Annotated in this window: 28 protein-coding genes; 17 read left to right on the top strand and 11 right to left on the bottom strand. The window is 63.9% G+C overall.

Annotated elements, in window-relative coordinates; genetic code table 11:
- The first annotated feature begins 4 nt into the window (after positions 1–4).
- The 5 genes from ctaD (at position 5) to ACLRDN_RS21635 (ending at position 3,602) form a co-directional block, all read left to right on the top strand.
- Positions 5–1,624 (top strand): cytochrome c oxidase subunit I, encoded by a 1,620-nt coding sequence (ctaD, locus tag ACLRDN_RS21655; RefSeq protein ID WP_034332709.1) that lies wholly within the window; start codon positions 5–7, stop codon positions 1,622–1,624.
- A 49-nt stretch (positions 1,625–1,673) separates the two neighbouring features.
- Positions 1,674–1,784 carry a cytochrome oxidase small assembly protein gene (locus ACLRDN_RS21650; protein ID WP_413457946.1) on the top strand — a complete coding sequence of 37 codons (111 nt, stop codon included), beginning with the start codon at positions 1,674–1,676 and terminating at the stop codon, positions 1,782–1,784.
- Positions 1,781–2,353, top strand: coding sequence for a cytochrome c oxidase assembly protein (locus ACLRDN_RS21645; RefSeq protein ID WP_034332707.1), 573 nt, complete (start codon positions 1,781–1,783; stop codon positions 2,351–2,353). The genes ACLRDN_RS21650 and ACLRDN_RS21645 overlap by 4 nt, the downstream gene beginning before the upstream one ends.
- A 19-nt stretch (positions 2,354–2,372) precedes the next feature.
- A complete protein-coding gene (locus ACLRDN_RS21640; protein ID WP_413457945.1) occupies positions 2,373–2,603 on the top strand; it encodes a DUF2970 domain-containing protein in 231 nt (76 codons plus the stop codon).
- Positions 2,604–2,741: 138 nt separating this feature from the next.
- The gene (locus ACLRDN_RS21635; RefSeq protein ID WP_413457944.1) at positions 2,742–3,602 is read left to right on the top strand and encodes a cytochrome c oxidase subunit 3; all 861 of its coding nucleotides are present in this window, start codon (positions 2,742–2,744) and stop codon (positions 3,600–3,602) included.
- A 72-nt stretch (positions 3,603–3,674) separates the two neighbouring features.
- Here the strand turns inward: ACLRDN_RS21635 and ACLRDN_RS21630 are convergent, their stop codons facing one another.
- Complete coding sequence (locus tag ACLRDN_RS21630; protein ID WP_006461519.1) at positions 3,675–3,875, bottom strand: twin transmembrane helix small protein; 201 nt, start codon at positions 3,873–3,875, stop codon at positions 3,675–3,677.
- 108 nt (positions 3,876–3,983) lie between these two features.
- Here ACLRDN_RS21630 and ACLRDN_RS21625 point away from each other — a divergent pair, with 108 nt between their 5' ends.
- The 5 genes from ACLRDN_RS21625 to ACLRDN_RS21605 are packed head-to-tail and all read left to right on the top strand — an operon-like array spanning position 3,984 to position 8,011.
- Positions 3,984–4,700 carry an SURF1 family protein gene (locus ACLRDN_RS21625; protein ID WP_413457943.1) on the top strand — a complete coding sequence of 239 codons (717 nt, stop codon included), beginning with the start codon at positions 3,984–3,986 and terminating at the stop codon, positions 4,698–4,700.
- Positions 4,687–5,337, top strand: coding sequence for an SCO family protein (locus ACLRDN_RS21620; protein WP_413457942.1), 651 nt, complete (start codon positions 4,687–4,689; stop codon positions 5,335–5,337). Before ACLRDN_RS21625 ends, ACLRDN_RS21620 begins: the two co-directional genes overlap by 14 nt.
- A gap of 44 nt (positions 5,338–5,381) precedes the next feature.
- Complete coding sequence (locus tag ACLRDN_RS21615; protein ID WP_209569341.1) at positions 5,382–6,518, top strand: COX15/CtaA family protein; 1,137 nt, start codon at positions 5,382–5,384, stop codon at positions 6,516–6,518.
- Complete coding sequence (cyoE, locus tag ACLRDN_RS21610; RefSeq protein WP_134223499.1) at positions 6,515–7,408, top strand: heme o synthase; 894 nt, start codon at positions 6,515–6,517, stop codon at positions 7,406–7,408. The genes ACLRDN_RS21615 and cyoE overlap by 4 nt, the downstream gene beginning before the upstream one ends.
- 12 nt (positions 7,409–7,420) lie before the next feature.
- The gene (locus tag ACLRDN_RS21605; protein WP_413457941.1) at positions 7,421–8,011 is read left to right on the top strand and encodes an SCO family protein; all 591 of its coding nucleotides are present in this window, start codon (positions 7,421–7,423) and stop codon (positions 8,009–8,011) included.
- 88 nt (positions 8,012–8,099) lie between these two features.
- On the opposite strand, the gene rpoH is transcribed toward ACLRDN_RS21605, so the two are convergent.
- The 4 genes from rpoH to ftsY all read right to left on the bottom strand — a co-directional run bounded on the left by rpoH (position 8,100) and on the right by ftsY (position 12,321).
- Positions 8,100–8,999 (bottom strand): RNA polymerase sigma factor RpoH, encoded by a 900-nt coding sequence (gene rpoH, locus ACLRDN_RS21600; protein WP_145604896.1) that lies wholly within the window; start codon positions 8,997–8,999, stop codon positions 8,100–8,102.
- Between the two features lie 556 nt (positions 9,000–9,555).
- The gene (gene ftsX / locus ACLRDN_RS21595) at positions 9,556–10,479 is read right to left on the bottom strand and encodes a permease-like cell division protein FtsX (RefSeq protein ID WP_413457940.1); all 924 of its coding nucleotides are present in this window, start codon (positions 10,477–10,479) and stop codon (positions 9,556–9,558) included.
- Positions 10,476–11,168, bottom strand: coding sequence for a cell division ATP-binding protein FtsE (locus tag ACLRDN_RS21590; protein ID WP_413457939.1), 693 nt, complete (start codon positions 11,166–11,168; stop codon positions 10,476–10,478). Before ACLRDN_RS21590 ends, ftsX begins: the two co-directional genes overlap by 4 nt.
- A 4-nt stretch (positions 11,169–11,172) precedes the next feature.
- A complete protein-coding gene (gene ftsY, locus ACLRDN_RS21585) occupies positions 11,173–12,321 on the bottom strand; it encodes a signal recognition particle-docking protein FtsY (protein ID WP_413457938.1) in 1,149 nt (382 codons plus the stop codon).
- Between the two features lie 169 nt (positions 12,322–12,490).
- On the opposite strand from ftsY, the gene ACLRDN_RS21580 reads away from it, so the two are divergent.
- The 7 genes from ACLRDN_RS21580 (at position 12,491) to ACLRDN_RS21550 (ending at position 18,709) form a co-directional block, all read left to right on the top strand.
- Positions 12,491–13,870, top strand: a complete 1,380-nt coding sequence (locus ACLRDN_RS21580) for a M16 family metallopeptidase (protein WP_413457937.1) — start codon at positions 12,491–12,493, stop codon at positions 13,868–13,870.
- A 131-nt stretch (positions 13,871–14,001) separates the two neighbouring features.
- Entirely contained in the window at positions 14,002–14,661 is a 660-nt protein-coding gene (locus ACLRDN_RS21575; protein WP_413457936.1) for an AAA family ATPase, read from the top strand.
- A gap of 37 nt (positions 14,662–14,698) precedes the next feature.
- Positions 14,699–16,021, top strand: a complete 1,323-nt coding sequence (locus tag ACLRDN_RS21570; RefSeq protein WP_413457935.1) for a M16 family metallopeptidase — start codon at positions 14,699–14,701, stop codon at positions 16,019–16,021.
- 55 nt (positions 16,022–16,076) lie between these two features.
- A complete protein-coding gene (rsmD, locus tag ACLRDN_RS21565) occupies positions 16,077–16,745 on the top strand; it encodes a 16S rRNA (guanine(966)-N(2))-methyltransferase RsmD (protein ID WP_413457934.1) in 669 nt (222 codons plus the stop codon).
- Positions 16,746–16,781: 36 nt separating this feature from the next.
- Complete coding sequence (gene coaD / locus ACLRDN_RS21560; RefSeq protein WP_006461533.1) at positions 16,782–17,264, top strand: pantetheine-phosphate adenylyltransferase; 483 nt, start codon at positions 16,782–16,784, stop codon at positions 17,262–17,264.
- 94 nt (positions 17,265–17,358) lie between these two features.
- Positions 17,359–17,619, top strand: coding sequence for a YfhL family 4Fe-4S dicluster ferredoxin (locus ACLRDN_RS21555; RefSeq protein WP_034330680.1), 261 nt, complete (start codon positions 17,359–17,361; stop codon positions 17,617–17,619).
- Between the two features lie 202 nt (positions 17,620–17,821).
- Entirely contained in the window at positions 17,822–18,709 is an 888-nt protein-coding gene (locus tag ACLRDN_RS21550) for a DMT family transporter (protein ID WP_286865930.1), read from the top strand.
- An 8-nt stretch (positions 18,710–18,717) separates the two neighbouring features.
- Here ACLRDN_RS21550 and ACLRDN_RS21545 read toward each other — a convergent pair whose 3' ends face one another.
- The 6 genes from ACLRDN_RS21545 to ACLRDN_RS21520 form a co-directional block, all read right to left on the bottom strand.
- Entirely contained in the window at positions 18,718–19,836 is a 1,119-nt protein-coding gene (locus ACLRDN_RS21545) for a diguanylate cyclase (RefSeq protein WP_413457933.1), read from the bottom strand.
- Positions 19,837–20,052: 216 nt separating this feature from the next.
- Positions 20,053–20,952 carry a class I SAM-dependent methyltransferase gene (locus ACLRDN_RS21540; RefSeq protein ID WP_413457932.1) on the bottom strand — a complete coding sequence of 300 codons (900 nt, stop codon included), beginning with the start codon at positions 20,950–20,952 and terminating at the stop codon, positions 20,053–20,055.
- Positions 20,953–21,150: 198 nt separating this feature from the next.
- On the bottom strand, positions 21,151–22,353 hold the full coding sequence (gene pcaF, locus ACLRDN_RS21535) for a 3-oxoadipyl-CoA thiolase (RefSeq protein WP_413457931.1): 1,203 nt from the start codon (positions 22,351–22,353) through the stop codon (positions 21,151–21,153).
- Between the two features lie 41 nt (positions 22,354–22,394).
- On the bottom strand, positions 22,395–23,735 hold the full coding sequence (paaK, locus tag ACLRDN_RS21530) for a phenylacetate--CoA ligase PaaK (RefSeq protein WP_121040464.1): 1,341 nt from the start codon (positions 23,733–23,735) through the stop codon (positions 22,395–22,397).
- Positions 23,736–23,770: 35 nt separating this feature from the next.
- Positions 23,771–24,259: a hydroxyphenylacetyl-CoA thioesterase PaaI gene (gene paaI / locus ACLRDN_RS21525; RefSeq protein WP_413457930.1), complete on the bottom strand. Its 489-nt coding sequence runs from the start codon at positions 24,257–24,259 to the stop codon at positions 23,771–23,773.
- The gene (locus ACLRDN_RS21520; RefSeq protein WP_413457929.1) at positions 24,252–25,790 is read right to left on the bottom strand and encodes a 3-hydroxyacyl-CoA dehydrogenase; all 1,539 of its coding nucleotides are present in this window, start codon (positions 25,788–25,790) and stop codon (positions 24,252–24,254) included. Before ACLRDN_RS21520 ends, paaI begins: the two co-directional genes overlap by 8 nt.

Genomic DNA, 25,790 nt, shown 5'->3' with positions numbered 1-25,790 from the left:
GGACATGACTACCACCGCCGATCACGCCCCCGATCATTCCCACGATCACGGGCATGGGCACGCTCACGATGACCACGCGCACGACCATCCGCACGGCTGGCGGCGCTGGCTCTTTGCCACCAACCACAAGGACATCGGCACGCTCTACCTGTGGTTCTCGTTCACCATGCTGCTCTCGGGCGGCGTGCTGGCGCTGTTGATCCGGGCCGAGCTGTTCCAGCCGGGCCTGCAGTTCTTCCGTCCTGAATTCTTCAACCAGTTGACCACCATGCACGGCCTGGTGATGGTGTTCGGGGCGATCATGCCGGCCTTCGTGGGCTTCGCCAACTGGATGATCCCGCTGCAGATCGGGGCCTCCGACATGGCCTTTGCGCGCATGAACAACTTCTCGTTCTGGCTGCTGCCGCCAGCCGCGCTCCTGCTGGCCGGTTCCTTCCTGGTGCCGGGCGGCGCCACCGCGGCCGGCTGGACGCTGTATGCCCCGCTGTCGACCCAGATGGGCCCCGGCATGGACATGGGCATCTTCGCCATGCACATCATGGGCGCCTCTTCCATCATGGGCTCGATCAACATCATCGTCACCATCCTGAACATGCGCGCGCCCGGCATGACGCTGATGAAGATGCCCATGTTCTGCTGGACCTGGCTCATCACCGCCTACCTGCTGATTGCCGTGATGCCCGTGCTGGCCGGTGCCATCACCATGACGCTGACCGACCGCCACTTCGGCACCTCCTTCTTCAACGCCGCCGGCGGCGGTGACCCGGTGATGTACCAGCACATCTTCTGGTTCTTCGGCCACCCCGAGGTCTACATCATGATCCTGCCGGCCTTCGGCATCGTCTCGCAGATCATCCCGGCCTTCGCGCGCAAGCCGCTGTTCGGCTATGCCTCGATGGTGTATGCGACCGCCTCCATTGCGATCCTGTCCTTCATCGTCTGGGCGCACCACATGTTCACCACCGGCATGCCGGTGACGGCGCAGCTGTTCTTCATGTACGCCACCATGTTGATTGCGGTGCCTACCGGCGTGAAGATCTTCAACTGGATCGCCACCATGTGGCGCGGCTCGATGACCTTCGAGACGCCGATGCTGTTCTCGGTGGGCTTCATCTTCGTCTTCACCATGGGCGGCTTCACCGGCCTGATCCTGGCGGTGACCCCGATCGACATCCAGATGCAGGATACCTACTACGTGGTGGCGCACTTCCACTACGTGCTGGTGGCCGGATCGCTGTTCGCGCTCTTTGCCGGCTACTACTACTGGGGCCCGAAGTGGACCGGCTTCATGTACAACGAATGGCGCGGCAAGTTCCACTTCTGGGCCTCGCTGATCACCTTCAACATCACCTTCTTCCCGATGCACTTCCTGGGACTGGCGGGCATGCCGCGCCGCTATGCGGATTACCCGGCGCAGTTCACCGACTTCAACATGATCGCCTCCATCGGTGCCTTCGGGTTCGGGCTGTCGCAGGTGTACTTCCTGTTCTTCGTGGTGATCCCCTCGATCAAGGGTGGCAAGAAGGCCGAAGCCAAGCCCTGGGAAGGTGCAGAGGGCCTGGAATGGACCGTGCCCAGCCCGGCCCCTTTCCACACCTTCGAAGAACCGCCGGTGGTGAAGTAAGCGCCTGTGGATAACACAAGTCGTCGCCCCTAATGCAAAGGCAAAGCTCATGACCGAACGCAAGAAACCCAACAACCTGCGCACCGGCCTGCTGCTGGGGATGGTGGCGCTGGCCTTCTTCGTCGGCATCTTCATCAACCGTATCTGGTTCGCCAAATGAGCAGGGATGACGATCAGGCAGAAGAGACGACATCACGCGGCCTGAACCGCGTGATGTTCAGGAAGCTGCTGGTGGTGGCGGTGCTGATGTTCGGATTCGGCTATGCGCTCATCCCGGTCTATCGCAAGATCTGCGAAGTGACCGGCGTGAATTTCCTCACGCCCAAGGATGTGACGGTGGAAGCGCCGGCCAATACGCAGATCGACAAGACGCGCACCATCACCGTGGAGTTCGATGGCAATGCCCAGGGACCGTGGCGCTTCCGTCCAACGGTGGCCAGCATGCAGGTGCATCCCGGCGAGATGACGCAGGTCACCTACGAAGTGGTCAACACCCAGCCGCGCAACGTGGATGCCCAGGCCATCCCGAGCTATGCACCGCTGCAGTCGGCGGCCTTCTTCAAGAAGGTGGAGTGCTTCTGTTTCACGCAGCAGACATTGGGACCGAACCAGGCCAAGCAGATGCCGGTGGTGTTCTACATCGATCCCAAACTGCCCAAGGAAGTGACCACGATCACGCTGTCCTATACCTTCTTCGAGATCAACGGCAAGGCCAAGACGGCGGGCTGACCAGCCCCGGGGAGCGGGTGTGAACGATGAGCTGAAACAGGCGGCGCAGCGCAAGGCCTCCTTCGGCGCGACGATGAAGGCGGTGTTCTGGTCCTTCTTCGGCGTGCGCAAGCGCAAGGATTACGAGTCGGATGCAGCCCGCCTCAATCCGGTCCACGTGATCATCGCCGGCATTCTCGGTGCGGCGATCTTCGTGGCCGTGCTGGTGAGCATCGTCAAGCTGGTGGTGCGCAGCGCGGCAGGCGGATGAGTCTTGCTGAGACTGACCGAAAAAGAGCATTAAGGAAACGTAAACCCTGTATCGCAAGAGCATTCAACGCAGCTTAATGCCCATCTTTGCTGCTCTTGCCCAGGCCAGGACAATCGGATTTCGTACCGGGAGAAGAACATGAGTTCTCAACAAGCCAAGGCACCCCATTATTTCGTTCCAGGCCCGTCGCGCTGGCCGATGATGGCGGGCATTTCCATGCTCATCACCATGATCGGGGCCTCGGCCTGGGTCAATGGCGTCTCGTGGGCGCCCTACGTCAATATCCTCGGCATCCTGATGGTGCTGGTGGTGCTGTACTACTGGTTCGGGGATGCGATCCGCGAATCGGAGTCGGGCCTCTACAGCGAGCGCATTGACCTGTCCTATCGCTGGAGCATGAGCTGGTTCATCTTCTCGGAGGTGATGTTCTTCGCCGCCTTCTTCGGTGCGCTGTTCTATGCGCGCAGCGTCACCATGCCGTGGCTGGCCGATCTGGATCACAAGGTGATCTGGCCCGACTTCGCCGGGCAGTGGGGCAATGTCGGCCCGGCCGGCACGGTGGAGAATTTCACCACCATGGGTCCGTTCCCGATCCCGACCATCAACACCTTGCTGCTGCTGACCTCGGGCGTGACGCTGACCATCTCGCACCACGCCATGCGCGCCGGCCATCGCGCGCAGACGGCTATATGGCTGTTCCTGACCATCCTGCTGGGCGCGGTCTTCATGGGCTTCCAGGCTTATGAATACATCCACGCCTACAGCGAGCTCAACCTCAAGCTCACCTCCGGCATCTACGGCTCGACCTTCTTCATGCTGACCGGCTTCCACGGCTTCCACGTGACCATGGGCGCGATCATGCTGTCGGTGGTGCTCTATCGCGTGCTGCGCGGGCACTTCACGCCCACGCATCACTTCGCCTTCGAAGGCGCGGCGTGGTACTGGCACTTCGTGGACGTGGTGTGGCTGGGCCTGTATGTGGTGGTGTACTGGCTGTAAGGCGGGCACCGTCTGCACAATGACAAAGCCGCACTTCGGTGCGGCTTTTTTGTGGGGTGCGTGCGGATGACATCAGCGGATGCCGGTCGGCTGTATCCAGCCCAGCTTGTAGCTCAGCAGGATGAAGAGGAACAGCGCCACCGAGAAGCCGACCCGCAGCGTCAGCGCCTGGACCGTGCGATTGCTCTTGCCCTTGTCGCGCATCAGGAAGATCAATGCCGAGGCCAGGCTGGCCAGGATCAGGATGAAGGCGATGGCGACGATGATTTTCATGAGGATGGAACCCTGTCTCCGAAGGCGTGCATGCGGTATGCTGCGACGCTGATGTGCAAGATTTTTTCTTGTCCTGTGTGCGCTTCATTGTAAGGCCAAACTTCATCGATGCCGACCCGATTCGTTTTTCGCCTCATCCCGTTTTGCGCCACGCTGGTCGTGGCTGCCGCCGGTATTGCACTGGGCCAGTGGCAGACGCATCGTGCCGAGGAGAAGCTGGCCTTGCAGCAGCGCATGCAGGCGCGGGGCGGCGAGGCTCCTCTGAGTGGGCTGCCAGGTGATGCGAGCGATGCGGAGTTCCGGCATATCCGCCTGCGCGGCCACTATCTTGCGCAGTGGACGCTGTTTCTGGAGAACCGCCCCTACAACGGCGTAGTCGGTTTCCATGTCCTCACGCTGTTCCAGCCCGAGGGCAGTGGACCGGCCGTGGTCGTGGCACGTGGCTGGGCTCCGCGCGATGCTGCCGATCGCACGCGTGTGCCGCAGGTGGCGCCGCCATCGGGTATCACCGAGGTGGAAGGCCTCCTGCGCCGCGATGCCGGGAATGTGCTGCAACTGGGGACGGCCGATGCACCGCGTCCGCAAGCCATCCTGCAGAATCTGGATGTGCCGGCACTGGCCAAGGCCAGCGGCGTGCCGCTGGCACCGCTGGTGATCGAGCAGGGCGGGACGGCGGCCGATACCCTGGTGCGCGACTGGCCCGCGCCTTCATTGGGCATCGATCGTCATCGCGGCTATGCCGTGCAGTGGTATGCACTGGCGGGCATGGCCCTTCTTTTTTTCATCGTGACAGGATTCAAACGTGGTCGTCATGACAAAGCCTGAAGCAGCGCAATCCGCACAATCCGCACAAGCCGCGCAATCCGCATCCGTGGACGAGGCGCGCCGCCGCCGCATCGGCCGCTGGAAGATGCTGGCGGTGGTGGCCGTGTGTGCCGCACCGCTCATTGCTTCCTACCTCACCTATTACGTGATCAAGCCGCAGAGCCGCAACAACTATGGTGCGCTGATCGATCCGCGCCAGTATCCGATTCCGGATCTCGGCAGCAGTGCCATCGATGGCGGTCCGGCCAAGCTGCAGGATTACAAGGGCAAGTGGGTGATGCTGCAGGTCGATCGCGGCGACTGTGGCGAACCCTGCCAGAAGAAACTGCTGACCATGCGCCAGCTGCGGCTGATGCAAGGCAAGGAAATGGAGCGCATCGAGCGCGTGTGGCTGGTCACGGATCGCGCGCCGATTGCGACCTTGCTCCTGCGCGAATTCGACGGAACCGATATCCTTCGGGTTGACGCTGGCAAATTGCAGTCCTGGTTGCCGGCCGATGCCGGCACCTCGGCCGAAGACCACATCTACCTGATCGACCCGCTGGGCAACCTGATGATGCGCTTCCCCAAGGACCCCGACCCCGGCAAGATGAAGAAGGACATTTCCAAATTGCTGCGCGCTTCCTCCATCGGCTGATGCCGATGGATCCCCTGCGCGCAGTGACGCACGTTTGACTCAAGATGAATGCAACGACGCTGATACAACTGGGCCTGACCGGGCTCGTGGTGGCCCTGATTCCCCTGGCGCTGGTGTGGCGCGCACAGGGCGTGGCCAACAAATACCGCAAGCTGGTGTGGGTGACGCTGTTCTTTACCTTCGACCTGATCATGTTCGGGGCCTTCACGCGCCTGACCGATTCGGGCCTTGGCTGTCCGGACTGGCCGGGCTGCTACAGCCACGCCAACCCGCTGCTGGCGCATGAGCACATCAATGCGGCGCAGGAGGCCATGCCGTTTGGTCCGGTGACCTGGGCCAAGGCCTGGATCGAAATGATCCACCGCTATTTCGCCATGGCCGTGGGCTTCCTCATCATCGTGCTGATGGTGGCCGCCTGGCGGCGCTGGATCAAGTCGGGCAAGACCGAACTGCAGTTCCGTCCCTGGTTCCCGACGGCGCTGCTGGGCTTCGTCTGCCTGCAGGGCGCCTTCGGTGCGTGGACCGTGACCATGAAGCTGCAACCGATCATCGTCACCATCCACCTGCTGCTGGGCCTGACGCTCCTGGCCATGCTGGCCTGGCTGGGGGCGCGGCAGGAAGAGCATGTGCCGGTCTCGCCCGCAGGCCGCGCGCTGGTCGTGCCGGCCACCATCGGCGCGGCCTTGCTGGGCTTGCAGATCGCGCTGGGCGGCTGGGTCAGCACCAATTACGCGGCGCTGGCCTGTTCCGACTTCCCGCTGTGCAACGGCAAGCTGGTGCCGGAGATGGACTTCGAACATGGCTTCACGCTCTGGCGCCACCTCGGCATGACCTCCTCGGGCGACTACCTGCCGGTGGAAGCGCTGACCGCGATCCACTGGGTGCATCGCAGTTTTGCCTTTGTCGTCATCTTGTATGTTGTATGGCTGGCACACCGCGCACTGCGTGATGAAGGCTTGCGCAAGACCGCCCGCTGGATGCTGACGGTGCTGGGTTTGCAGCTCTGTACTGGCCTGGCGACCATCTATCTGAACTGGCCGCTGGCCATTGCGGTGATCCACAACGGCGGCGCGGCGCTGCTGGTCATCCTGATGGTCATGTTAAACTACAAGGTCCGTTACGCACCCTCCGGCCTGGCCGCCGCTGCTCCACCAGCATCCGCCCGGCCCGTCACGCCATGACCACATTGACCGCCCAACCCAACCGCATCGCCCAGTACTGGGCACTGACCAAGCCGCGCGTGACGCAGCTGGCAGTGTTCTGTGCCGTGATCGGCATGTTTCTCTCCACGCCTGACCTGCCGGACTGGCACAAGGTCATCTTCGGCACGCTGGGCATCTGGCTGCTGGCCGGCGCGGCCTTCGCCATCAATTGCCTGGTCGAGCGCGAGATCGATTCGCGCATGGCCCGCACCGCCCGCCGTCCGATGGCGCGCGGCGAAATCACGGTAGGCCAGACGCTGGTGTTCTCGGGCGTGCTGGGTGGCCTGGGCATGTGGGTGCTGTACAACCTGGTCAATCCGCTGACCATGTGGCTGACCTTCGCTACCTTCGTCGGCTACGCCATCATCTACACCATCATCCTGAAACCGGCGACCTCGCAGAACATCGTCATCGGCGGCCTGGCCGGCGCCATGCCGCCCGCGCTGGGCTGGGCGGCCATGGCCAATGACGTGCCGATGCAGGCTTGGGTGCTGGTGATGATCATCTTCATCTGGACCCCGCCGCATTTCTGGGCGCTGGCCATGTACCGCCGCGACGACTACGCCAAGTCCGGCCTGCCGATGCTGCCCATCACGCATGGCATGGATGTCACCAAACTGCACATCCTGATGTACACCATTGCGCTCCTGGCGGTGAGCATGCTGCCCTTCGCCATCGGCATGAGCGGCCTGATCTACTTGGGCACGGCCATCGTGCTGGGCGCGATCTTCTTCTGGTATTCGTGGCAGATCTATCGCCACTACACCGACCTGATCGCGCGCAAGGCCTTTGCTTATTCGATCGTCTACCTGTCCATCCTGTTTGCGGTGTTGCTGGTGGACCATTACTTCCTGTTCCGCAGTTTCTGATTCCTTGAACGCATGAAACGATTCCTCTCGGCGCTGCTGCTGGCCGGCTGCGCAACGCTGCTGGCGGCCTGCGGGCCGTCCAAGCCTGAACTGAAATTCAACAATACCGATGTCACCGGGCTGGACTATGCCAAGGACTTTGCGCTGACCGACCACACCGGCAAGCCGCGCACCCTGGGCGATTTCAAGGGCAAGGCGGTGGTGATCTTCTTCGGCTATACCCAATGCCCGGACGTGTGCCCGACCACCATGGTCGAGATGTCCAACGTCATGAAGGAACTGGGGCCGGACGCCGACCGGGTGCAGGTGCTCTTCGTGACCGTCGATCCGGAGCGGGATACCCAGGAAGTGCTGGCGCAATACGTGCCGGCCTTCGACAAGCGCTTCCTCGGCTTGCGCGGCGACCTGCAGCAGACCGAGAAGGTGGCCAAGGAATTCAAGGTGTTCTACCAGAAGGTGCCGGGCAAGCAGCCGGGCAGCTATACGATGGATCACACTGCGGGCAGCTACGTGTTCGATCCGCAGGGTCACATCCGCCTGTTCGTCAAGCACGGACAAGGGCCGCAGACGCTGGCGCATGACATCAAGTTGCTGCTGTCGTGATGGCTTGAAACGATATAAATCGTTTGGATAAAAAGAAAGGCACCCGAGGGTGCCTTTTTCATTGCTGCTGATCTGAACGAGATCTGGATCAGGAATAAGCCTGCAGCGAGGTCTTCATCTTCTTCAGCGCGACTGCTTCGATCTGGCGGATACGCTCGGCCGACACGCCGAACTCGTCAGCCAGCTCATGCAGGGTCGCACCCGAGCCGTCGTCATTGGCCAGCCAGCGGGCTTCGACGATGCGGCGCGAACGGTCGTCCAGCTTGGACAGTGCAGCTTCCAGGCCTTCGGACTGCAGGCGGTCGTACTGCTTGGCTTCGATCACGCGGGTCGGTTCCGAATTGTCGGAGGACAGGTAGGCGATGGGCGCGAACTTGTCATCTTCATCATCGGTGGGCGACTCCAGGGCGATGTCGCGACCGGACAGACGGGTTTCCATCTCGATCACTTCTTCGCGCTTGACGTCCAGGGTCTTGGCCAGGGCTTCGACCTGGGCCGGCGTCATCGCGTCCAGGCCTTCCTTGTGGCTGCGCAGGTTGAAGAACAGCTTGCGCTGGGCCTTGGTGGTCGCGACCTTCACGAGACGCCAGTTCTTCAGGATGTACTCGTGGATCTCGGCCTTGATCCAGTGCATGGCATAGGACACCAGGCGCACGTTCTGGCCCGGGTCGAAGCGCTTGACGGCCTTCATCAGGCCGATATTGCCTTCCTGGATCAGGTCGGCGTGCGGCAGGCCGTAGCCGAGATAGCCACGGGCGATCGACACCACCAGGCGCAGGTGCGACAACACCATCTTCTGGGCGGCGCCCAGGTCGTTCTTTTCACGCAGGTCGCGCGCCAGCTTGACCTCTTCTTCGTGGGTCAGCATGGGCAGGCGGTTCACTGCCGAGATGTACGCGTCGATATTGCCCAGGCTGCCGGAAAAACCCAGCGCGAGTGCATTGGACTCGGCAGGCATGAGTGCAGTGTGTGCAGACGCAGTTTTCATGGATTCTCCTTGGTTCCTTTGCGGAAACAGTATGAAACGGTAGGAAGCAAATGCTTCGGATGCCAGGGGCAATGTTCCCAACTTCCCTGGCGCGGCCTCGGGGCCGCTGCTGTTTGATGCGGTGCTCCGGAAAACTGGAGCAATTCGATAAGGTATTCTAGCACTCGTCACCCGGGAGTGCTAATAGCATGATAGTGAGGGAGTAATAGCGTTAATCTATTGCTGTTCAGCCAATCATTGCATCCCATTCCCTTCATATTAGTCGCCTTTGGGCGACAAAAGTTGCGACAGGGGTCAAAAGGGGGCCAGAAACTTGTAACACTTTTTTGCAGCGCGCCAAGCAAGTGCAAGGCACAGGAAAACGCGGGCACACCGGGTAAAGGGCGAGGGTCCAAGGGCCGGAAAACCTGTCAAATGAAGCAAGATTCCAGTTGAAGACGAACTGACGCCGCTCTTATTGTGTGGGCATCAGGATCAAGTGAATGTTCCTGCCCAAAAAGGAAAGCCCGCATCAGCGGGCTTTCTTGCCTGGAGGAATGATTTGCCGGGCGGGCGCTCAGGCCTTCCTCGCCAACTGCCTGCGCACCGACAGCATCGCCCCGAACAAGCCCAACAAGCCGCTGATGGCCAGCAGCAGGCCGATGGCCATGGGGCTGGGCAGGGCCAGCTGGAATTCCGAGGCATACAGGTGGGCGAAATCCAGGATGGCTTCATTGAGCGGCTGCTGCGCCGCCACCACCAGCCCCAGTGCCACCGCGCCGGCACACAGGCCCAGCAGCGCGCCGGTGTAATAGAACGGACGATAGATGAAGGAATTGGTCGCCCCGAACAGGCGCGAGACCTCGATCTCATCGCGCTGCGTCATTACCTGCAGCCGAATCGTGTTGAAAACGACCGCCACCACCACCGCCCCCAGCGTGATCCCCAGGAACAGCAGCACCAGCCGCAGGATGCGCAGCAGCGCCGCCAGACGCTTGACCCATTCGGAATCGATCTGCACCGTATCCACACCCGGCTGTTTCTTGAGCTGCCCGGCGATGTCGTCCACCCGGCTGGCATTCATGGCGTTCTCGAAGCCGGGCAGGCGCACCACGTAGCTGTCTGGCAGCGGATTGCTGCCCAGCGTGGCCAGCACGTCGGCCAGGCCGGTCTTGCTCTTCATCGCATCGAAGGCCTTCTCGCGCGGGATGAACTCGACCTTGCCGTTGGTGTTGCTGTCCTTCAACACCTGGCTGATGGTCTTGCCCACGGCCTGCGCGGCTTCGCGGCTGGCATCGGGCTTCATGAAGATGCTGATCTCCGGTTCTACCGACATCTGCTCCGAGATCGGACGCACGTTTTCCAGCGCCGAGAGGCCGGCAAAGGGCAGCGCCAGCGCAATCGAGACCACCAGCACGTTCAACAGGAAATTGCCCGGCGAGCGCAGCAGGTGGCGCAGGGCGTCCGCAATGGCGGCGAAATGCTGTCGGAGCCAGTTCATGGCGACACCTCCACGGGATTGGCCACGCCGTTGTGCCAGCCATCGACGATGCGGCCACGGTCCAGGTAGATGATTCGGTCGGCACCGGTGAGGTAATTCTCGTCGTGGGTCGAGATCAGGCAGGTCACGCCCACGCCATGGAAGGATTTCAACGCCGCCAGCACCTTGTTGGCATTGGCCCGGTCCAGGTTGGCCGTCGGTTCGTCGGCCAGGATGATCTGCGGACGGTTGACGATGGCGCGCGCAATGGCCACGCGTTGCTGCTCACCCCCGGACAGTTCCAGCGGCTCGCACATGGACTTTTCCAGCAGGTCGACCTTGTCCAGCGCCGCACGGGCGCGCTTTTCCGCATCCTGGCGGGAAGAGCCGGTCACGATCAGCGGCAGCATCACGTTGGCCAGCAGATTGCGGTCCAGCAACAGCTTCTGCTGCTGGAAGATCAGCCCCAGGTTGCGCCGCAGGTAGGGCAGGCCGGAAGGTTTCAAGCCCGCGATGTCGGTGCCGCTGACGGTGAGCTTGCCCGAAGTGGGCCGCTCGATGGCCGCGATCATCTTCAGCAGCGTGGACTTGCCGGCACCGGAAGGGCCGGCCAAAAAGATCAATTCGCCCTTCTTCACCGACAACGTAATGTCGCGCAGGGCATAGACCTCGCGCGCGTATTGCTTGGAAACCCGGGTAAATTCAATCATCGGTTCAACTCAGGAGGGCATCGACGAATTCGGTGGCGTTGAAGGGCTGCAGGTCTTCGATCTTCTCGCCCACGCCGATGAAATACAGCGGCACCGGGCGGGTCTTGGCGATGGCGGCCAGGATGCCGCCCTTGGCCGTGCCATCGAGCTTGGTCACGACCAACCCGGTCAGCCCCAGCGCATCATCGAAGGCCTTGACCTGGGCCAGCGCATTCTGGCCGGTGTTGCCGTCGATGACCAGCAGCACTTCGTGCGGCGCCGAGTTCATCGCCTTGGCAATGACCCGCTTGATCTTCTTGAGTTCATCCATCAGGTGCAATTGCGTCGGCAGGCGGCCGGCGGTATCGACCATCACCACATGGGTGCCGCGCGCCTGTGCCGAATGCACCGAGTCATAGGCCACGGCGGCCGGATCGCCGGATTCCTGGGCGATCACCTGGACGTTGTTGCGCTCGCCCCAGACCGCCAGCTGCTCGCGGGCGGCCGCGCGGAAGGTGTCGCCGGCGGCCAGCAGCACCGACTGGCCGTGCGCCTGCAGATGCAGGGCCAGCTTGCCGATGGTGGTGGTCTTGCCGGCACCGTTGACGCCGGCAATCATCATCACCATCGGCTTGTCGCGGCCCAGCACCAGCGGGCGCTGCAGCGGCTGCAGCAGGTCGATGAGCAGGGTGCGCAGGGCGGTGCGCACCTGGGCGGCTTCGGTCAGGCGCTCGTTTTTGACTTTTTTCTTCAGTTCAGCCAGCAGCCACTGGGTGGCTTCCACGCCGGCGTCCGATACCAGCAGGGCCGATTCCAGCTCCTCGTACAAGTCTTCATCAATGCGCGCACCGACGAAGAGCGTGGTCAGGTTGCTGGAGGTCTTGGACAGCCCGGCCTTCAGGCGCGAGAGCCAGGAACGCTTGGCCTCGGGCGCAGGTTCCGGCGCGGCGACGATCTCGACTTCTTCAGCCGCAGGCGCTTCGGTGGCGACTGGTTCCGGTTCCGGCGCAGACACCGGCTCCACCGGCGCTATCGGTGCGGGCGCAGGAACAGGCGCCTCAACGGCAGCAGGGGCAACGGAGGGAGCAGGAGCAGGCTGGGGCGCCGGTTCGGCCTGGGGCGGCAGCGCGGGTTGCGCTTCCGGTTTGGGTTTTCTTTTGAAAAAACTGAACATCGGATGGCGGATAGGCTGGATGGTAGCTGCGGCCGGGGCGGGGGAGGGCGGGAAGGCAGGCGCGTGGCTGCCCTGACAACCGCAGTGGACAGGTTACAATTGCCCTTCCACAAGACCCGCGCCTGGCCGCCAGGGTCAATGAATCCAGCATTTTATCAGAGCACAGCCCATGAAATCGAAGATCACAGCCCTCCTGGCCACCGCCCTGCTGAGCCTGCTCGCCACCACGGCGGCGCAGGTGCGGGCCGAGCCGGCGCGCGAATTCGTGCTGGCCAACGGCATGAAAGTGGTCGTCAAGGAAGACCGGCGCGCCCCCACGGCGGTGCAGATGGTCTGGTACAAGGTCGGCAGCATCGATGAACTCAACGGCACCACCGGGGTATCGCACGCGCTGGAACACATGATGTTCAAGGGCACGAAAAACCACAAGGTCGGCGAATTCAGCCGCCTGGTGGCCGAGCTGGGCGGGCAGGGAAACGCCTTTACCGCCAATGACTTCACCGCCTACTTCCAGCAGATCGAAAAGAGCCTCCTGGAAAAGGTGATGGCACTCGAAGCCGACCGCATGGCCAACCTGCAATTCGACGCCAAGGAATTCGCCAAGGAAATCCGCGTCATCATGGAAGAGCGCCGCTGGCGCACCGATGACCAGCCCATGGGGCTGTTGAACGAAGCCCTGAACGTCGCCGCCTGGACCGCCCACCCCTATCACCACCCCGTGGTCGGCTGGATGGACGACCTGCAGCACATGACGGTGCAGGACATCGCCAGCTGGTACCGCCAATGGTACGCCCCCAACAACGCCACGCTGGTGGTGGCCGGCGACGTCGATGCCCAGCGCGTGCTGGCCCTGGCCAAGAAATATTTCGGCAAGATCCCGTCCCACCCCGTGCCCCAGGGCAAGCCGCAGAACGAGCCCGAGCAGCTGGGCTTGCGCCGCGTCACCGTCAAGGCACCGGCCGAGAATCCCTACGTGGTGATGGCGTGGAAGGTCCCGGCACTGCGCAACGTGGAAGCCGACCAGGAAGCCTACGCCCTCGACGTGCTCTCCGCCGTGCTGGATGGCTATGACAATGCCCGCCTGACGGCCAACCTGGTGCGCACCGCCAGCCAGGCCACTGCAGTGGGCGCCAGCTACAGCGGCGTAGCGCGCGGCCCGGTGCTGTTCACGCTGGAAGGCAGCCCGGCCAATGGCGTGACCACCGAACAGCTGGAAGGCCTGCTGCGCGCCGAAGTGCAGCGCATCGCCAGCGAAGGCGTCTCCGAGCAGGAACTGCAGCGCGTGAAGACGCAGCTGATCGCCTCCCAGGTCTACAAGCGCGATTCCGTTTTCGGCCAGGCCATGGAGATCGGCATGATGGAAACCACCGGCCTGGGCCAGAAGAACATCGACCGCATCATCGACCGCTTGAAAAGCGTGACCGCCGCCCAGGTGCAAGCGGTCGCCCGGAAATACTTCAAGGACGATACGCTCACGGTGGCCACGCTGGTCCCGCTGCCGCTGGAGGGCAAGAAGCCCGCCGCACCGCCGCCGGGCCTGTTGCATTGAAGATTGACGTTTTTTGCACCATTAAGCCGGGATGAATGCTGTATCGAACGGCATTAACGCAGGCTTAATGGGTTGTCCAAGTCGCTGAGCTCTTCCTGATCGATCGGCTTCTGTTCTTTACGGAGAAAACCATGCCCGTCATCGTCGTCGCCAATCCCAAGGGAGGCGTAGGCAAGACCACCCTGGCCACCAACCTGGCCGGTTATTTCGCAAGCCTCGGCCATGCCGTCATGCTGGGCGACATCGACCGCCAGCAGTCTTCGCGCGCCTGGCTGTCCATTCGGCCGGAGCAGGCGCGCCCCATCAGCACCTGGGACATCAACGAGGACTACGTCGCCAAGCCCCCCAAGGGCAGCACCCACGTGGTGCTGGACACGCCCGCCGGGCTGCATGGCTGGCGTCTCAACGATACCCTCAAGCTGGCCGACAAGATCCTGGTGCCGCTGCAGCCCTCGATCTTCGACATCCTGGCCACCCAGGATTTCCTGCGCCGCCTGGCCAATGAAAAGGCGGTACGCGATGGCGAGATCGATGTCGGCATCGTCGGCATGCGAGTCGATGCCCGCACTCGCTCGGCCGAGCAGTTGCAGCGCTTCATCGAAGGCCTGAAGCTGCCGGTGCTGGGCCATCTGCGCGATACCCAGAACTATGTGCAACTGGCCGCGCACGGCCTGACCCTGTGGGATATCGCGCCCTCGCGCGTGCAGCGCGATCTCGACCAGTGGCAGCCCATCCTGCGGTGGCTGGGCGGGCAGTCGGCCGCTGAGCCCGACCCTGAACAGAACGCCTGACATCACGCTTGCCCCGTCGCTTTCGATTTCCGTTTCCATGAAAAAAATTCTTCCTCTCCTGCTGCTCCCGCTGGCCTTGCTCTGCAGCGCACCCGCCGCGGCGGCCCTGGCCATCCAGTCCTGGACCCAGCCCGATGGCGCACGCGTGCTGTTCGTGGCCAACCACTCCATTCCCATGCTGGATGTGAGCGTGCAGTTCGATGCCGGCCAGCGCCGTGATCCCGCCGTCAAGGCCGGCCTGGCCGAGCTCACCGTGGCCAGCCTCACGCGCGGCGTGGAGGCGGCCAACGGCGCGCCGGCGCTGACCGAAGCCCAGGTCCTCGACGGCTTTGCCGATGTGGCCGCCCAGCAGCATGGCGGCGCCGGGCAGGACCGCGCCGGCGTGAGCCTGCGCAGCCTGTCCTCGCCCGCTGAACGCGATGCCGCGCTGGGTTTGCTGGGCCGCATGCTGGCCCATCCGGCCTTCCCGCAAGCGGGCCTGGAGCGTGACCGCGCGCTGGCCATCGCCAACCTGAAGGAAGAACTGACCAAGCCTGAAACCATCGCCGAGAAGGCCTTCAAGCAAGCCGCCTACGGCAGCCATCCCTATGCCGTCGAGGCCAGCGAAGCCAGCCTGCAGGCCATCACCCGCGAGGACCTGCTGGCCTTCCATCGCGCCCACTACGTGGCCAACCGCTGCGTCATCGCGATGATCGGCGACATCACCGAAGCGCAGGCCCGCAGCATCGCCAGCGCCCTCACGCGCGATCTGCCGCAGGGCAGCCCCTTGCCGGTCCTGCCGCAGGTGGCCGCACCCAAGGGCGTGGAGCGCCGCATCGCCCATCCGGCTTCGCAATCGCACATCCTCATCGGCGCCCCGGCGATCCAGCGCGGCGACAACGATTTCTTTGCGCTCACGGTCGGCAACTATGTGCTGGGCGGTGGCGGTTTCGTCTCACGCCTGACCGATGAAGTGCGTGAAAAGCGTGGCCTCAGCTACAGCGTCTACAGTTATTTCTCGCCGCTGGCGCAGCCGGGTCCCTTCCAGATCGGCCTGCAGACCAAGAAGGAGCAAACCGCCGAAGCCCTGCGCGTGACCCGCGCCACGCTGGACAAATTCCTGCAGGAAGGCCCGACCGCTGCCGAACTGAAGGCTGCCAAGGACAACCTCGCCGGTGGCTTCGCCCTGCGCATCGACAGCAATGCCAAGCTGCTGGAGAACCTCTCGGTGATCGGCTTCTACGGCCTGCCGCTGGATTACCTGGACCACTGGATCGAGCGCATCCGCGCAGTGAGCGTGCAGGATGTGCGGGCGGCCTTCCGCAAGCATGTGCATCCGGAAGAATTGTCCACCGTCATCGTCGGTGAAGCCGCCGAGTAAATCATTTATCCCATTTGACATCGGCGGCCCCGTGCCGCCCGCAGCAAGGAAAGTCATGCGCAAGAGCAGTCCCCCGCGAACCGGCGCCGTCCACGGTGGCAAGCCGGCCAAGCCCGTCAATCGTGGCCCGCACCAGGTACGCATCATCGGCGGCCAGTGGAAGCGCACGCCGCTGCCGGTGCTGGACGCCGAAGGCCTGCGTCCCACGCCCGACCGCGTGCGCGAGACCGTCTTCAACTGGATCACCCATCTCATCGATGGCGCCTGGGAACAGGTGGCCTGCCTGGATCTCTTCGCCGGCTCCGGCGCCCTAGGTTTTGAAGCTGCCAGCCGTGGCGCGCGCCGTGTGGTGATGGTGGAAAACAGCAGCCCGGCGGTGCGCCAGCTGGAAGCCAACCGCGACAAGCTCAAGGCCGACAAGCTGGCCATCGTCCGTGGCGATGCCCTGGCCGCCGTGCAGAGCGCGGCCCAGCGCGAGCCCGGGGGCTACGGCCTGGTCTTCATCGATCCGCCCTATCACCAGGGCTGGCTGGAAAAAGTGTTGCCGGCGTGCATGCCTTTGCTCACGCCCTCCGGGCTGGTCTATGCCGAAGCCGAATACCCGCTCGATGGCGAGCAGGCTCCCGAATGGATGCAGGACTGGGAAGTGGTCCGCGCCGACAAGGCCGGCATGGTCTTCTATCATTTATTGCAACGCAAAAGCGGCACCCAAATTGAGGCATAATGCGCCTTCTGATTCAATAGCCGGAGAGGAGACACCATGGTCACAGCTGTATATCCGGGGACATTCGATCCGTTGACGCGCGGCCATGAGGACCTGGTCCGCCGCGCTTCCGGACTGTTCGACAAGCTGGTCGTGGGCGTAGCCGACAGCAAGAACAAGAAGCCCTTCTTTTCGCTCGAAGAGCGCCTGTCGATTGCCAACGAAGTGCTGGGGCATTATCCCAATGTGCAGGTGGAGAGCTTCTCGGGCCTGTTGAAGGACTTCGTGCGCCAGAACAATGCGCGCGTCATCGTGCGCGGCCTGCGTGCGGTCTCGGACTTCGAATACGAATTCCAGATGGCCGGCATGAACCGCTACCTGCTGCCGGACGTGGAAACGCTGTTCCTGACCCCGTCTGACCAGTACCAGTTCATCTCCGGCACCATCGTGCGCGAGATTGCGCAACTGGGCGGGGATGTGTCCAAGTTCGTGTTCCCGTCGGTAGAGAAGTGGCTCAAGGAAAAGATCGCCAAGCAATGATGCCGGCGATGCTCAGGATTCAAGCCAGGCAACAGGCAAGCAACAGGCAAGCAAAAGGTAGTGCAATGATGTTTCAAGCAAGCGAGGTGCGGCAATGGCACTGATGATTACCGACGATTGCATCAACTGCGACGTCTGCGAACCGGAATGCCCCAACGAGGCCATCTACATGGGGCCGCAGATCTACGAGATCGATCCGGACAAATGTACCGAATGCGTGGGTCATTTCGAGGAACCGCAGTGCCAGCAGGTCTGCCCGGTGGCCTGCATCCCGTTCAATCCGGCCTGGCGCGAAAGCCGCGAGCAGTTGATGGACAAGTATGAACGCCTGCAGGCCGAGGCCAAGCGCAGCTGATGTTCCGGCTGCGGCCGTGCTGCAATTCAATGCCGTTCAGTGCTGCACTGAACGGCATTTTGATTTTGTTAATGCTCCTTGCTGCGAGCATTAAGCCTGGATTAATACCCGCTATCAGCGCCGGCCACCCATCCGTCTGCGGCTACGCAAGTACATTGGCGTACCTGCCGGATTGACTGACGCGCACCCTCCTGAACAAGACATGCACCCCCTGCCCAAATCCGCCGTCGCCGCCTTGCTGCTCAACACCTTCATCTGGGGCCTGTCCTGGACCGGCACGCGCGCGCTGGAAGGCATGGGCCTGCATCCGGTCTGGGCCACGGCGGCCATCTTCAGCGGCTGTGCGCTCTTGCTGCTGACCCTGCGCCATCGTGAACTGCCGCTGCTGTGGCGCCATCCGGCCCTGCTGGGCGTGGGGCTGGCCACGGGGCTGACCAATGCTTCCTTCAACATGGCGGTGGCCTATGGCGACGTGGTGCGGGTGATCCTGCTGTTCTACCTGATGCCGGTATGGACCGTGATCCTGGCGCGCCTGGTGCTGCATGAAGCCATCACCCCGCGTTCGCTGGCACGCGTGGCCCTGGGATTGGGCGGCGCCTTCATCGTGCTGTACCAGCCGCGCCTGGGCCTGCCGCTGCCGCAGAGCCTGCCGGACTGGATGGCGGTGGCCTCGGGCCTGCTCTTTGCGGTGACCAACGTGCTGCTGCGCCGCCTGCACGGTTTCTCCGATGGCACGCGGGCGGTGGCGATGCTGGTGGGGAGCGGCGTCTTTGCCAGCCTCCTGGGCGTGGTGCTGTCGGCGGCCGGCGTGGTGGCCTGGCCGCTGCCCCTGCCGATGGCGGCTGCGCCCGTGGTGGCGCTGTGGGCGGTGCTGTTCCTGGTATCGAACCTGAGCCTGCAATATGGCGTGGCGCGGCTGCCGGCCAACATCGCGGCCGTCATCATGCTGGCCGAAATCCTGGTGGCAACCTTCTCGGCCTGGATGCTGGGCGCGGCCGAGCTGCGGCCGCAGGATCTCATCGGCGGCGTGCTCATCATCGCCGCACCCTGGATCGTGCGCGATCGCCGGGTGGCGGTGCAGCCGGCCTGATCAGCCTCTTATTCGGCCGGCGCCAGCATGACCCGGTTGCGCCCGGCTTCCTTGGCCTGGTAGAGCGCCTGGTCGGCGGCCTTGAGCATGGCCTGCTTGACCTCGGCGGCGGGACGGCTGCGCTCGGGCGGTGACAGCGAGGCCGCGCCGATGGAGGCGCTGATGCGCAGCGGATCGCGCGAGCCTTCGATCATCACGCCACGGCTGCAGATGCCGGCGCGGATACGTTCGGCGATGCGGGCTGCATCGTCGCGCGTGGCGTGGGTGAGCAGCACCACGAATTCTTCCCCGCCGAAGCGCCCCAGCGCATCCGACAGGCGCAGTTCCTTCTTGATGCGCGCGGCCACTTCCCGCAATACATCGTCTCCGCTCTGGTGGCCGAACTGGTCGTTGACGCGCTTGAAATGGTCGATGTCGATGAACAGGCAAGACAGCGCCGAGCGGTCACGCTGGCTGCGCGCCACTTCTTCCTGCATGCGCTGCTCGATGTAGCGGCGGTTGTTCACGCCCGTGAGCGGATCGGTGAGGCCGATGTGCTTGAGGCGTTCGTTGTTGATGACGTTTTCCAGGCAGATGGCCGCGACAGTGGCCAGGCGCTGGATGAAGTCGGTAGCCAGGCTGCGCGTAAAACGCTCGCCATAGGCGCTGCCCAGCGACAAGTAGCCCAGCAAGCGATGCTGGCGCACCAGCGGCAGCACTGCCACGCTCACCGGCTGGTAATGCGGGAACAGCGCGCCGTGCAGGGCCGGCGCGTACTGGCCCAGGCGCGGTTTTTCATCGTCCAGCGGGCCGTCTTCGTCGATGAAGTGCAGCGGGGCCTTCAGGAACAGCAGCTTGGGGAATTCGTTCACGCCGATCTGCAGGTCGCGCAGGATGCGCTGGATCGCATAATCCCCGTCGATGAGCGACAGCGTCACCGTCTCCAGGCTGAAGACGCCCGGCATGACCGTCAGGATGACGTCGATCAGTTCGCGGAATTCGCTGGCGCCGATCAGTTTCAGGTCGAAGGCCTGGTGGCGTTCGATGATGGACTGGTTGATGTGCGCCTGCTGCAGCAGCTCCTGCAGTTCGCTCCTCAGTTGCTCGTTGTCGGCGATCAGCGATTCCATATCCAAGGTGGCTCTCATGTGCTCATCTGCATTTTCCGGCGTCCGGCCGGCCCCTTGCCCAATCCGGTTGCCCGGTCTCCCTGCGGCCGCGATGTCGCGCGTGCGGCCTGACTGCCTGTGTTGCGATTACCGTGATCCGACGTTATCGGCAGGGACGGCGGCAAATGAAGCCCGTTCTCGCTCCATTCCTGTGCAGCAAGAAGCGTTCCCGTCCGCCTGCCTGCTGGCGCCGGCTCAGGCGGCCAGGGGAGCGAAGAAGCGCTCGCCCATCTCTTCCAGCCCCAGCGTGCGCAGCACTTCCTGCAGGCGCTCGGCCGGACGGCGGCGCGGCAGGTCGCGGTATTGCGCAATGATCAACTCGTTCTTCATCGAATGTTCCCAGCCCACCAGTTCGGTCACGCTGACCTTGTAGCCATGCGCTTCCAGCTGCAGGCAGCGCAGCACGTTGGTGACCTGGCTGCCGAATTCGCGCGTGTGCAGCGGATGGCGCCAGATCTCGGTAAGCGAATTGGCGAGCGACTTGCCCTTGTTGCGATTGAGTACCGAGGCCACCTCGGCCTGGCAGCACGGCACCAGCACCATGAAGCGCGCCTGTTTGGCCAGCGCGAAATGGATGGCGTCATCGGTGGCGGTGTCGCAGGCGTGCAGGGCGGTGACGACGTCAATCTTTTCCGGCAGGCTGGGCGTGGTGATGGAATCGGCCACCGACAGGTTCAGGAAGGACATGCCGCCAAAGCCCAGCCGTGCGGCCAGTTCTTCGGACTTGCGCACCAGCTCTTGGCGCGTTTCGATGCCATAGATGCGCGGTGCACCTTGCAGGCTTTTGAAGAACAGGTCGTAGAGGATGAAACCGAGATAGGACTTGCCCGCGCCATGGTCGACCAGGCTCACGTCGGCATGATCGTCCAGCACTTCCTGCAGCAGCGGTTCGATGAACTGGTAGAGGTGGTAGACCTGTTTCAGCTTGCGGCGGCTGTCCTGGTTCAGCTTGCCGTCGCGCGTCAGGATATGGAGTTCCTTGAGCAGTTCGATGGACTGGCCGGGGCGGATCTCATGCGCCTGCGGGGCGCTCTCGGCGGCGGTTTTGGCCCGGTTCGGCTGGCGGCCGGGGGCGCTGTTGGCTTGCTTGCTCATGGTGCTGCACTGGCGAAGGGCCGGCGCGCAGGCCGGCGGGGTGGATTCGGGGGCAGGGCGGCGAGCTCCGGAGCTCGGCAAAGGCCTGCCGTGGCCGGGCATTTTACCCGATCCCGATGTCAACTTCGTGAAGTGCCGCTGCCGTGCGCGGCATGTTGCAAGCGAGCAAACATGCGCACACGGGCCAGTCTCAAGGGTTCACACCCGTTCGATCACCAGCGCGATGCCCTGGCCCACGCCGATGCACATGGTGCACAGCGCGTAGCGGCCACCGGTGCGCTCCAGCTGGTTCAGGGCGGTCGTCACCAGCCGCGCGCCGGACGCCCCCAGCGGATGGCCGATGGCAATGGCGCCGCCATTCGGATTGACGTGCGCGGCATCGTCGGGCAAGCCCAGGTCGCGCGTCACCGCCAGACCCTGCGCGGCAAAGGCTTCGTTCAGTTCGATCACATCCATCTGCGCCAGCGTCAGCCCGACTTGCGCCAATACCTTGCGTGCTGCCGGGGCCGGGCCGAAGCCCATGATGCGCGGCGCGACACCGGCGGTGGCCATGCCCAGCACGCGCGCACGGGGCTTGAGGCGATACAGGTCGGCCGCCTTGGGCGAGGCCAGCAGCAGCGCGCAGGCCCCGTCGTTGACGCCGGAGGCGTTGCCCGCCGTGACGGTGCCATCCGGACGCACCACGCCCTTGAGTTTGGCCAGCGTGGCCAGGGTGGTGTCCGGGCGCGGATGTTCGTCGGTGCTGACGATGAGCGGATCGCCCTTCTTCTGCGGGATGGCCAGCGGTGCGATTTCGCCCGCGAAGAAACCGGCCTCTTGTGCTGCGGCCCAGCGTTGCTGGCTGCGCAGCGCAAAGGCGTCCTGGTCGGCACGGTTGATGTTGAAATCCGTGGCGACGTTTTCGGCCGTCTCGGGCATGGAGTCGATGCCGTACTGCGCCTTCATCAGCGGATTGACGAAGCGCCAGCCGATGGTGGTATCGAAGATCGCGGCACTGCGCGAGAAGGCCGAGTCCGCCTTGCCCATCACGAAGGGCGCGCGCGTCATGCTCTCCACGCCGCCGGCGATCATCAGCTGCACCTCGCCCGACTTGATGGCGCGTGCGGCCATGCCCACGGCGTCCAGGCTGGAGCCGCACAGACGATTGAGCGTCGTGCCCGGTACCTCGATGGGCAGGCCGGCCAGCAAACCGGCCATGCGGGCCACGTTGCGGTTGTCTTCGCCGGCCTGGTTGGCGCAGCCATAGAGGATGTCGTCGACGCAGCGCCAGTCCACGCCGGGGTTGCGCTCCATGAGGCTGCGAATGGGCGCGGCCGCCAGGTCGTCGGCGCGGACCGCGCCGAGAGCGCCACTGTAGCGGCCGAAGGGCGTGCGGATGGCGTCACAGATCAATGCTTCCATAAGTTCTTTTCTTCCTGGATCAAGGGTTGCAGGGCCGGGCATCAGGCCGGAACGGCCGACGTGGCGGCGGCTTCGGCCTTCTTGCGGTGGTCGATCACGCGTTTGGCCTTGCCCACCGAAGTGCGCTCGATCATGCCGGCCGGCACCACCGTCACCTTGGTCGAAATGCCGACATAGGTCTTGATGCTGTGCTGCAGTTCCTTCTCCAGCGCCTCCACGTGTTCGTTGGAGGCATCCTCGCGCAGCTCGGCGAAGACGCACATGCTGTCCATGTGGCCGTGGCGTTCGATTTGCAACTGGTACTGCGGGGCCAGTTGCGGCAGCTTCAGGATCAGTTCCTCGATCTGGGTCGGGAACACGTTCACCCCACGGATGATGAGCATGTCGTCCGAACGTCCGGTGATCTTGCCGATGCGGCGCATCGCGCGCGAGGTCGGCGGCAACAGGCGCGTGAGGTCGCGGGTGCGGTAGCGGATCATCGGCAGCGCTTCCTTGGTCAGCGAGGTAAAGACCAGTTCGCCTTCAGAGCCATCGGGCAGCACTTCGCCGGTATCCGGGTCGATGATCTCGGGATAGAAGTGGTCTTCCCAGATCACCGGACCATCCTTGCTCTCGATGCATTCGCTGGCCACGCCCGGGCCCATCACTTCGGACAGGCCGTAGATGTCCACCGCATCGATGCCGGCGCGCTGCTGGATCTCGCGGCGCATGGCATCGGTCCAGGGTTCGGCGCCGAAGATGCCGACCTTCAGCGAACTGGCCGCCGCATCCAGTCCCTGGCGCTGGAATTCCTCGATCACGTTGAGCATGTAGGAGGGCGTGACCATGATGATGCTGGGTTTGAAATCACGAATGAGCTGCACCTGCTTCTCGGTCTGGCCGCCCGACATGGGGATGACGGTGCAGCCCAGTTTTTCCGCACCATAGTGCGCGCCCAGGCCGCCGGTGAAGAGGCCATAGCCATAGGAAATCTGCACGATGTCGCCGCGCCGGCCACCGGCGGCGCGAATGGAGCGCGCCACCACGGTGGCCCAGGTATCGATGTCGTTCTGCGTATAGCCCACCACGGTGGGCTTGCCGGTGGTGCCGCTGGAGGCGTGCACCCGCACCACCTGTTCGCGCGGCACGGCAAACATGCCGAAGGGATAGTGGTCGCGCAGGTCCTGCTTGGTGGTGAAGGGGAATTTGGACAGATCCGACAGGCTCTTGAGGTCGTCCGGATGGACCCCGGCCTGGTCGAAGGCATTGCGGTAGTGCGCCACATTGTCATAGGCGTGCTGCAAGGACCATTTCAGGCGTTGCAGCTGCAGCGCCTGCAGTTCGTCGCGGCTGGCCGTTTCGATGGGTTCCAGATCGCCGGGCTGTGGAGTGCGGGTGGTCATGGTGGTCTCCTGTCTCTGTTGGTATTGGTGTTTTTTTATGCGTGGTCCTGTCGTGCCGCCGGCAGTCCGGTGATCACCTCGCCCTTGATGCGATAGGACTTGCCCCGGAACAGCGCGATGATCTTGCCGTCCTGGTTGCTCACGGTGATGTCGTAGACGCCGGTGCGGCCGGCCAGCGTGCGCTCCTGCGCGTCTGCGGTCAGCACGTCGTCGCGCAGGGCCGGTGCCACGTAATCGATGCTGCACCCCGATGCCACGGTGTTGAGATTACGGCTGTTGCAGGCAAATGCAAAGCTGCTGTCGGCCAGCGCGAAGATGAAGCCGCCATGGCAGGTGGCATGGCCGTTGAGCATGTCGCTGCGCACCAGCATGCTCAGGCGCGCGCGGCCGGGTCCGACCTCCAGCACCTTCATCCCCAGGGACTGGGAAGCGTTGTCGCGCGGGTACATGGCACGCACCGTGGCCTCGGCCAGGGCTTGCGGATCCATCTCGGTGGATGGGAATGACAAGACGGTCTCACTCATGGAATTTCCTCCCGGAAGCTTGCAGTCGTTGGAGCAGGGGCGAGACCCGGTAGCGGTCTTCGCCATAGGTGGCACTGAGCTGGCGCAGCACGTTGGCCACCGTGTCCAGGCCGATGGCATCGGCCCAGGCCAATGGGCCGCGCGGATAATTGACGCCCTTCTGCATGGCCATGTCGGCGTCACTCCTGCTGCAGACGCCCTGGTTGACGGCGTCGGCGGCTTCGTTGACGAGCATGCAGACGGTCCGCATGACGGCCATGCCCGGCACGTCCTGCACGGGCGAGAGCGCGAAGCCGCAGCTTTGCAGCACGCCCGCCACGGCCTGGTAGGCGCGGTCGCGGCACTGGTCGGCGCGCGCCAGGCCCAGGCGCGGGGCCTTGGCATAGTCCAGGGCCAGGTCCACCAGCACCACGTCGGGCATGTTGTAGTCATGCGATTGCTGGGTGGCGGTGCGGCCCTCGGTGACGTAGAGGCGCCCGGGCCCGCCCTTCAACAGCAAATTGTCCGCGCGCGGCGCGCAGTATTCCACCCGTCCCTTGTAGCGTGCGCGGACCACTTCCACCAGGGGATGCGTGCCGAACAATTGCAGCGGCACCGTGGGGACGTCGAACACCGGTTCTGTTGCGGGCTGCGGTGTTTCGGCCGCGTCGTCATAGCGATAGAAACCGCGCCCGCTCTTGCGGCCCAGGTAACCGGCGTGCACCAGCTCCTGCTGGATCAGCGAAGGCGTAAAGCGCGGATCGTTGAAGTAGGCCTGGAACACCGATTGCGTGACGGCGAAATTGACGTCATGCCCGATCAGGTCCATCAGCTCGAAGGGGCCCATGCGGAAGCCGCCCGCTTCCCTCAGGAGGGCATCGATGGTGGCCGGCTGCGCACCGCATTCGTTGAGCACGCGCAGGGCTTCGGCGTAGTAGGGGCGCGCCAGGCGATTGACGATGAAGCCCGGCGTGGAACTGGCCAGCACCGGCACCTTGCCCCAGGCGCGCGCGGTGTCCTGCACGCAGCGCGCCACGGCGGCATCGCTGGCCAGGCCCCGGATGATTTCCACCAGCGCCATCTGCGGCACCGGGTTGAAGAAATGCATGCCCACCAGCCGCTCGGGATGGCGCAGCGTGGCGCCAATGTGGGTGATCGAGATCGAAGACGTATTGCTGGCCAGGATGCACTGCGCATCGACGATGGCTTCCAGCTTGCCGAACAGTTCCTGCTTGGCTGCGAGTTGTTCGATGATGGCCTCCACCACCAGGCGTGCGCTGCGCATCTCCTGCAGCGAGCCCGCTACTGCCAGGCGCTCGCTGGCGCCCTCGGCCTGGCCGGCGGTGATCTTGCCCTTGTTGGCCAGGCGGTCGAGGGAGGCGCGGATCTCGGCGATGGCCTTGGCGGCGGCACCGTCGCGGCTGTCGTAGAGCTGCACCGGATGGCCGGCCATGGCCGCCACCTGGGCGATCCCGGCGCCCATGGTGCCGCTGCCGATGACGGCCACCGCTGCCGTGGCGGGCAGGGCGCAAGTGTTCTCTGCTGCGCTCAT

The sequence above is a fragment of the Herbaspirillum huttiense genome (genome assembly GCF_047300815.1).
Lineage (GTDB): Bacteria > Pseudomonadota > Gammaproteobacteria > Burkholderiales > Burkholderiaceae_D > Herbaspirillum > Herbaspirillum huttiense_A.
This window is presented reverse-complemented; position numbering and strand designations above follow the sequence as displayed.

What these genes read in the sequence shown, in the direction of transcription:
- ctaD (WP_034332709.1), top strand. Translation starts at nt 5, where the DNA reads ATGACTACCACCGCCGATCACGCCCCCGATCATTCCCACGATCACGGG.
- ACLRDN_RS21650 (WP_413457946.1), top strand. Translation starts at nt 1,674, where the DNA reads ATGACCGAACGCAAGAAACCCAACAACCTGCGCACCGGCCTGCTGCTG.
- ACLRDN_RS21645 (WP_034332707.1), top strand. Translation starts at nt 1,781, where the DNA reads ATGAGCAGGGATGACGATCAGGCAGAAGAGACGACATCACGCGGCCTG.
- ACLRDN_RS21635 (WP_413457944.1), top strand. Translation starts at nt 2,742, where the DNA reads ATGAGTTCTCAACAAGCCAAGGCACCCCATTATTTCGTTCCAGGCCCG.
- ACLRDN_RS21630 (WP_006461519.1), bottom strand. Translation starts at nt 3,875, where the DNA reads ATGAAAATCATCGTCGCCATCGCCTTCATCCTGATCCTGGCCAGCCTG.
- ACLRDN_RS21625 (WP_413457943.1), top strand. Translation starts at nt 3,984, where the DNA reads ATGCCGACCCGATTCGTTTTTCGCCTCATCCCGTTTTGCGCCACGCTG.
- ACLRDN_RS21620 (WP_413457942.1), top strand. Translation starts at nt 4,687, where the DNA reads ATGACAAAGCCTGAAGCAGCGCAATCCGCACAATCCGCACAAGCCGCG.
- ACLRDN_RS21615 (WP_209569341.1), top strand. Translation starts at nt 5,382, where the DNA reads ATGAATGCAACGACGCTGATACAACTGGGCCTGACCGGGCTCGTGGTG.
- cyoE (WP_134223499.1), top strand. Translation starts at nt 6,515, where the DNA reads ATGACCACATTGACCGCCCAACCCAACCGCATCGCCCAGTACTGGGCA.
- ACLRDN_RS21605 (WP_413457941.1), top strand. Translation starts at nt 7,421, where the DNA reads ATGAAACGATTCCTCTCGGCGCTGCTGCTGGCCGGCTGCGCAACGCTG.
- rpoH (WP_145604896.1), bottom strand. Translation starts at nt 8,999, where the DNA reads ATGAAAACTGCGTCTGCACACACTGCACTCATGCCTGCCGAGTCCAAT.
- ftsX (WP_413457940.1), bottom strand. Translation starts at nt 10,479, where the DNA reads ATGAACTGGCTCCGACAGCATTTCGCCGCCATTGCGGACGCCCTGCGC.
- ACLRDN_RS21590 (WP_413457939.1), bottom strand. Translation starts at nt 11,168, where the DNA reads ATGATTGAATTTACCCGGGTTTCCAAGCAATACGCGCGCGAGGTCTAT.
- ftsY (WP_413457938.1), bottom strand. Translation starts at nt 12,321, where the DNA reads ATGTTCAGTTTTTTCAAAAGAAAACCCAAACCGGAAGCGCAACCCGCG.
- ACLRDN_RS21580 (WP_413457937.1), top strand. Translation starts at nt 12,491, where the DNA reads ATGAAATCGAAGATCACAGCCCTCCTGGCCACCGCCCTGCTGAGCCTG.
- ACLRDN_RS21575 (WP_413457936.1), top strand. Translation starts at nt 14,002, where the DNA reads ATGCCCGTCATCGTCGTCGCCAATCCCAAGGGAGGCGTAGGCAAGACC.
- ACLRDN_RS21570 (WP_413457935.1), top strand. Translation starts at nt 14,699, where the DNA reads ATGAAAAAAATTCTTCCTCTCCTGCTGCTCCCGCTGGCCTTGCTCTGC.
- rsmD (WP_413457934.1), top strand. Translation starts at nt 16,077, where the DNA reads ATGCGCAAGAGCAGTCCCCCGCGAACCGGCGCCGTCCACGGTGGCAAG.
- coaD (WP_006461533.1), top strand. Translation starts at nt 16,782, where the DNA reads ATGGTCACAGCTGTATATCCGGGGACATTCGATCCGTTGACGCGCGGC.
- ACLRDN_RS21555 (WP_034330680.1), top strand. Translation starts at nt 17,359, where the DNA reads ATGGCACTGATGATTACCGACGATTGCATCAACTGCGACGTCTGCGAA.
- ACLRDN_RS21550 (WP_286865930.1), top strand. Translation starts at nt 17,822, where the DNA reads ATGCACCCCCTGCCCAAATCCGCCGTCGCCGCCTTGCTGCTCAACACC.
- ACLRDN_RS21545 (WP_413457933.1), bottom strand. Translation starts at nt 19,836, where the DNA reads ATGAGAGCCACCTTGGATATGGAATCGCTGATCGCCGACAACGAGCAA.
- ACLRDN_RS21540 (WP_413457932.1), bottom strand. Translation starts at nt 20,952, where the DNA reads ATGAGCAAGCAAGCCAACAGCGCCCCCGGCCGCCAGCCGAACCGGGCC.
- pcaF (WP_413457931.1), bottom strand. Translation starts at nt 22,353, where the DNA reads ATGGAAGCATTGATCTGTGACGCCATCCGCACGCCCTTCGGCCGCTAC.
- paaK (WP_121040464.1), bottom strand. Translation starts at nt 23,735, where the DNA reads ATGACCACCCGCACTCCACAGCCCGGCGATCTGGAACCCATCGAAACG.
- paaI (WP_413457930.1), bottom strand. Translation starts at nt 24,259, where the DNA reads ATGAGTGAGACCGTCTTGTCATTCCCATCCACCGAGATGGATCCGCAA.
- ACLRDN_RS21520 (WP_413457929.1), bottom strand. Translation starts at nt 25,790, where the DNA reads ATGAGCGCAGCAGAGAACACTTGCGCCCTGCCCGCCACGGCAGCGGTG.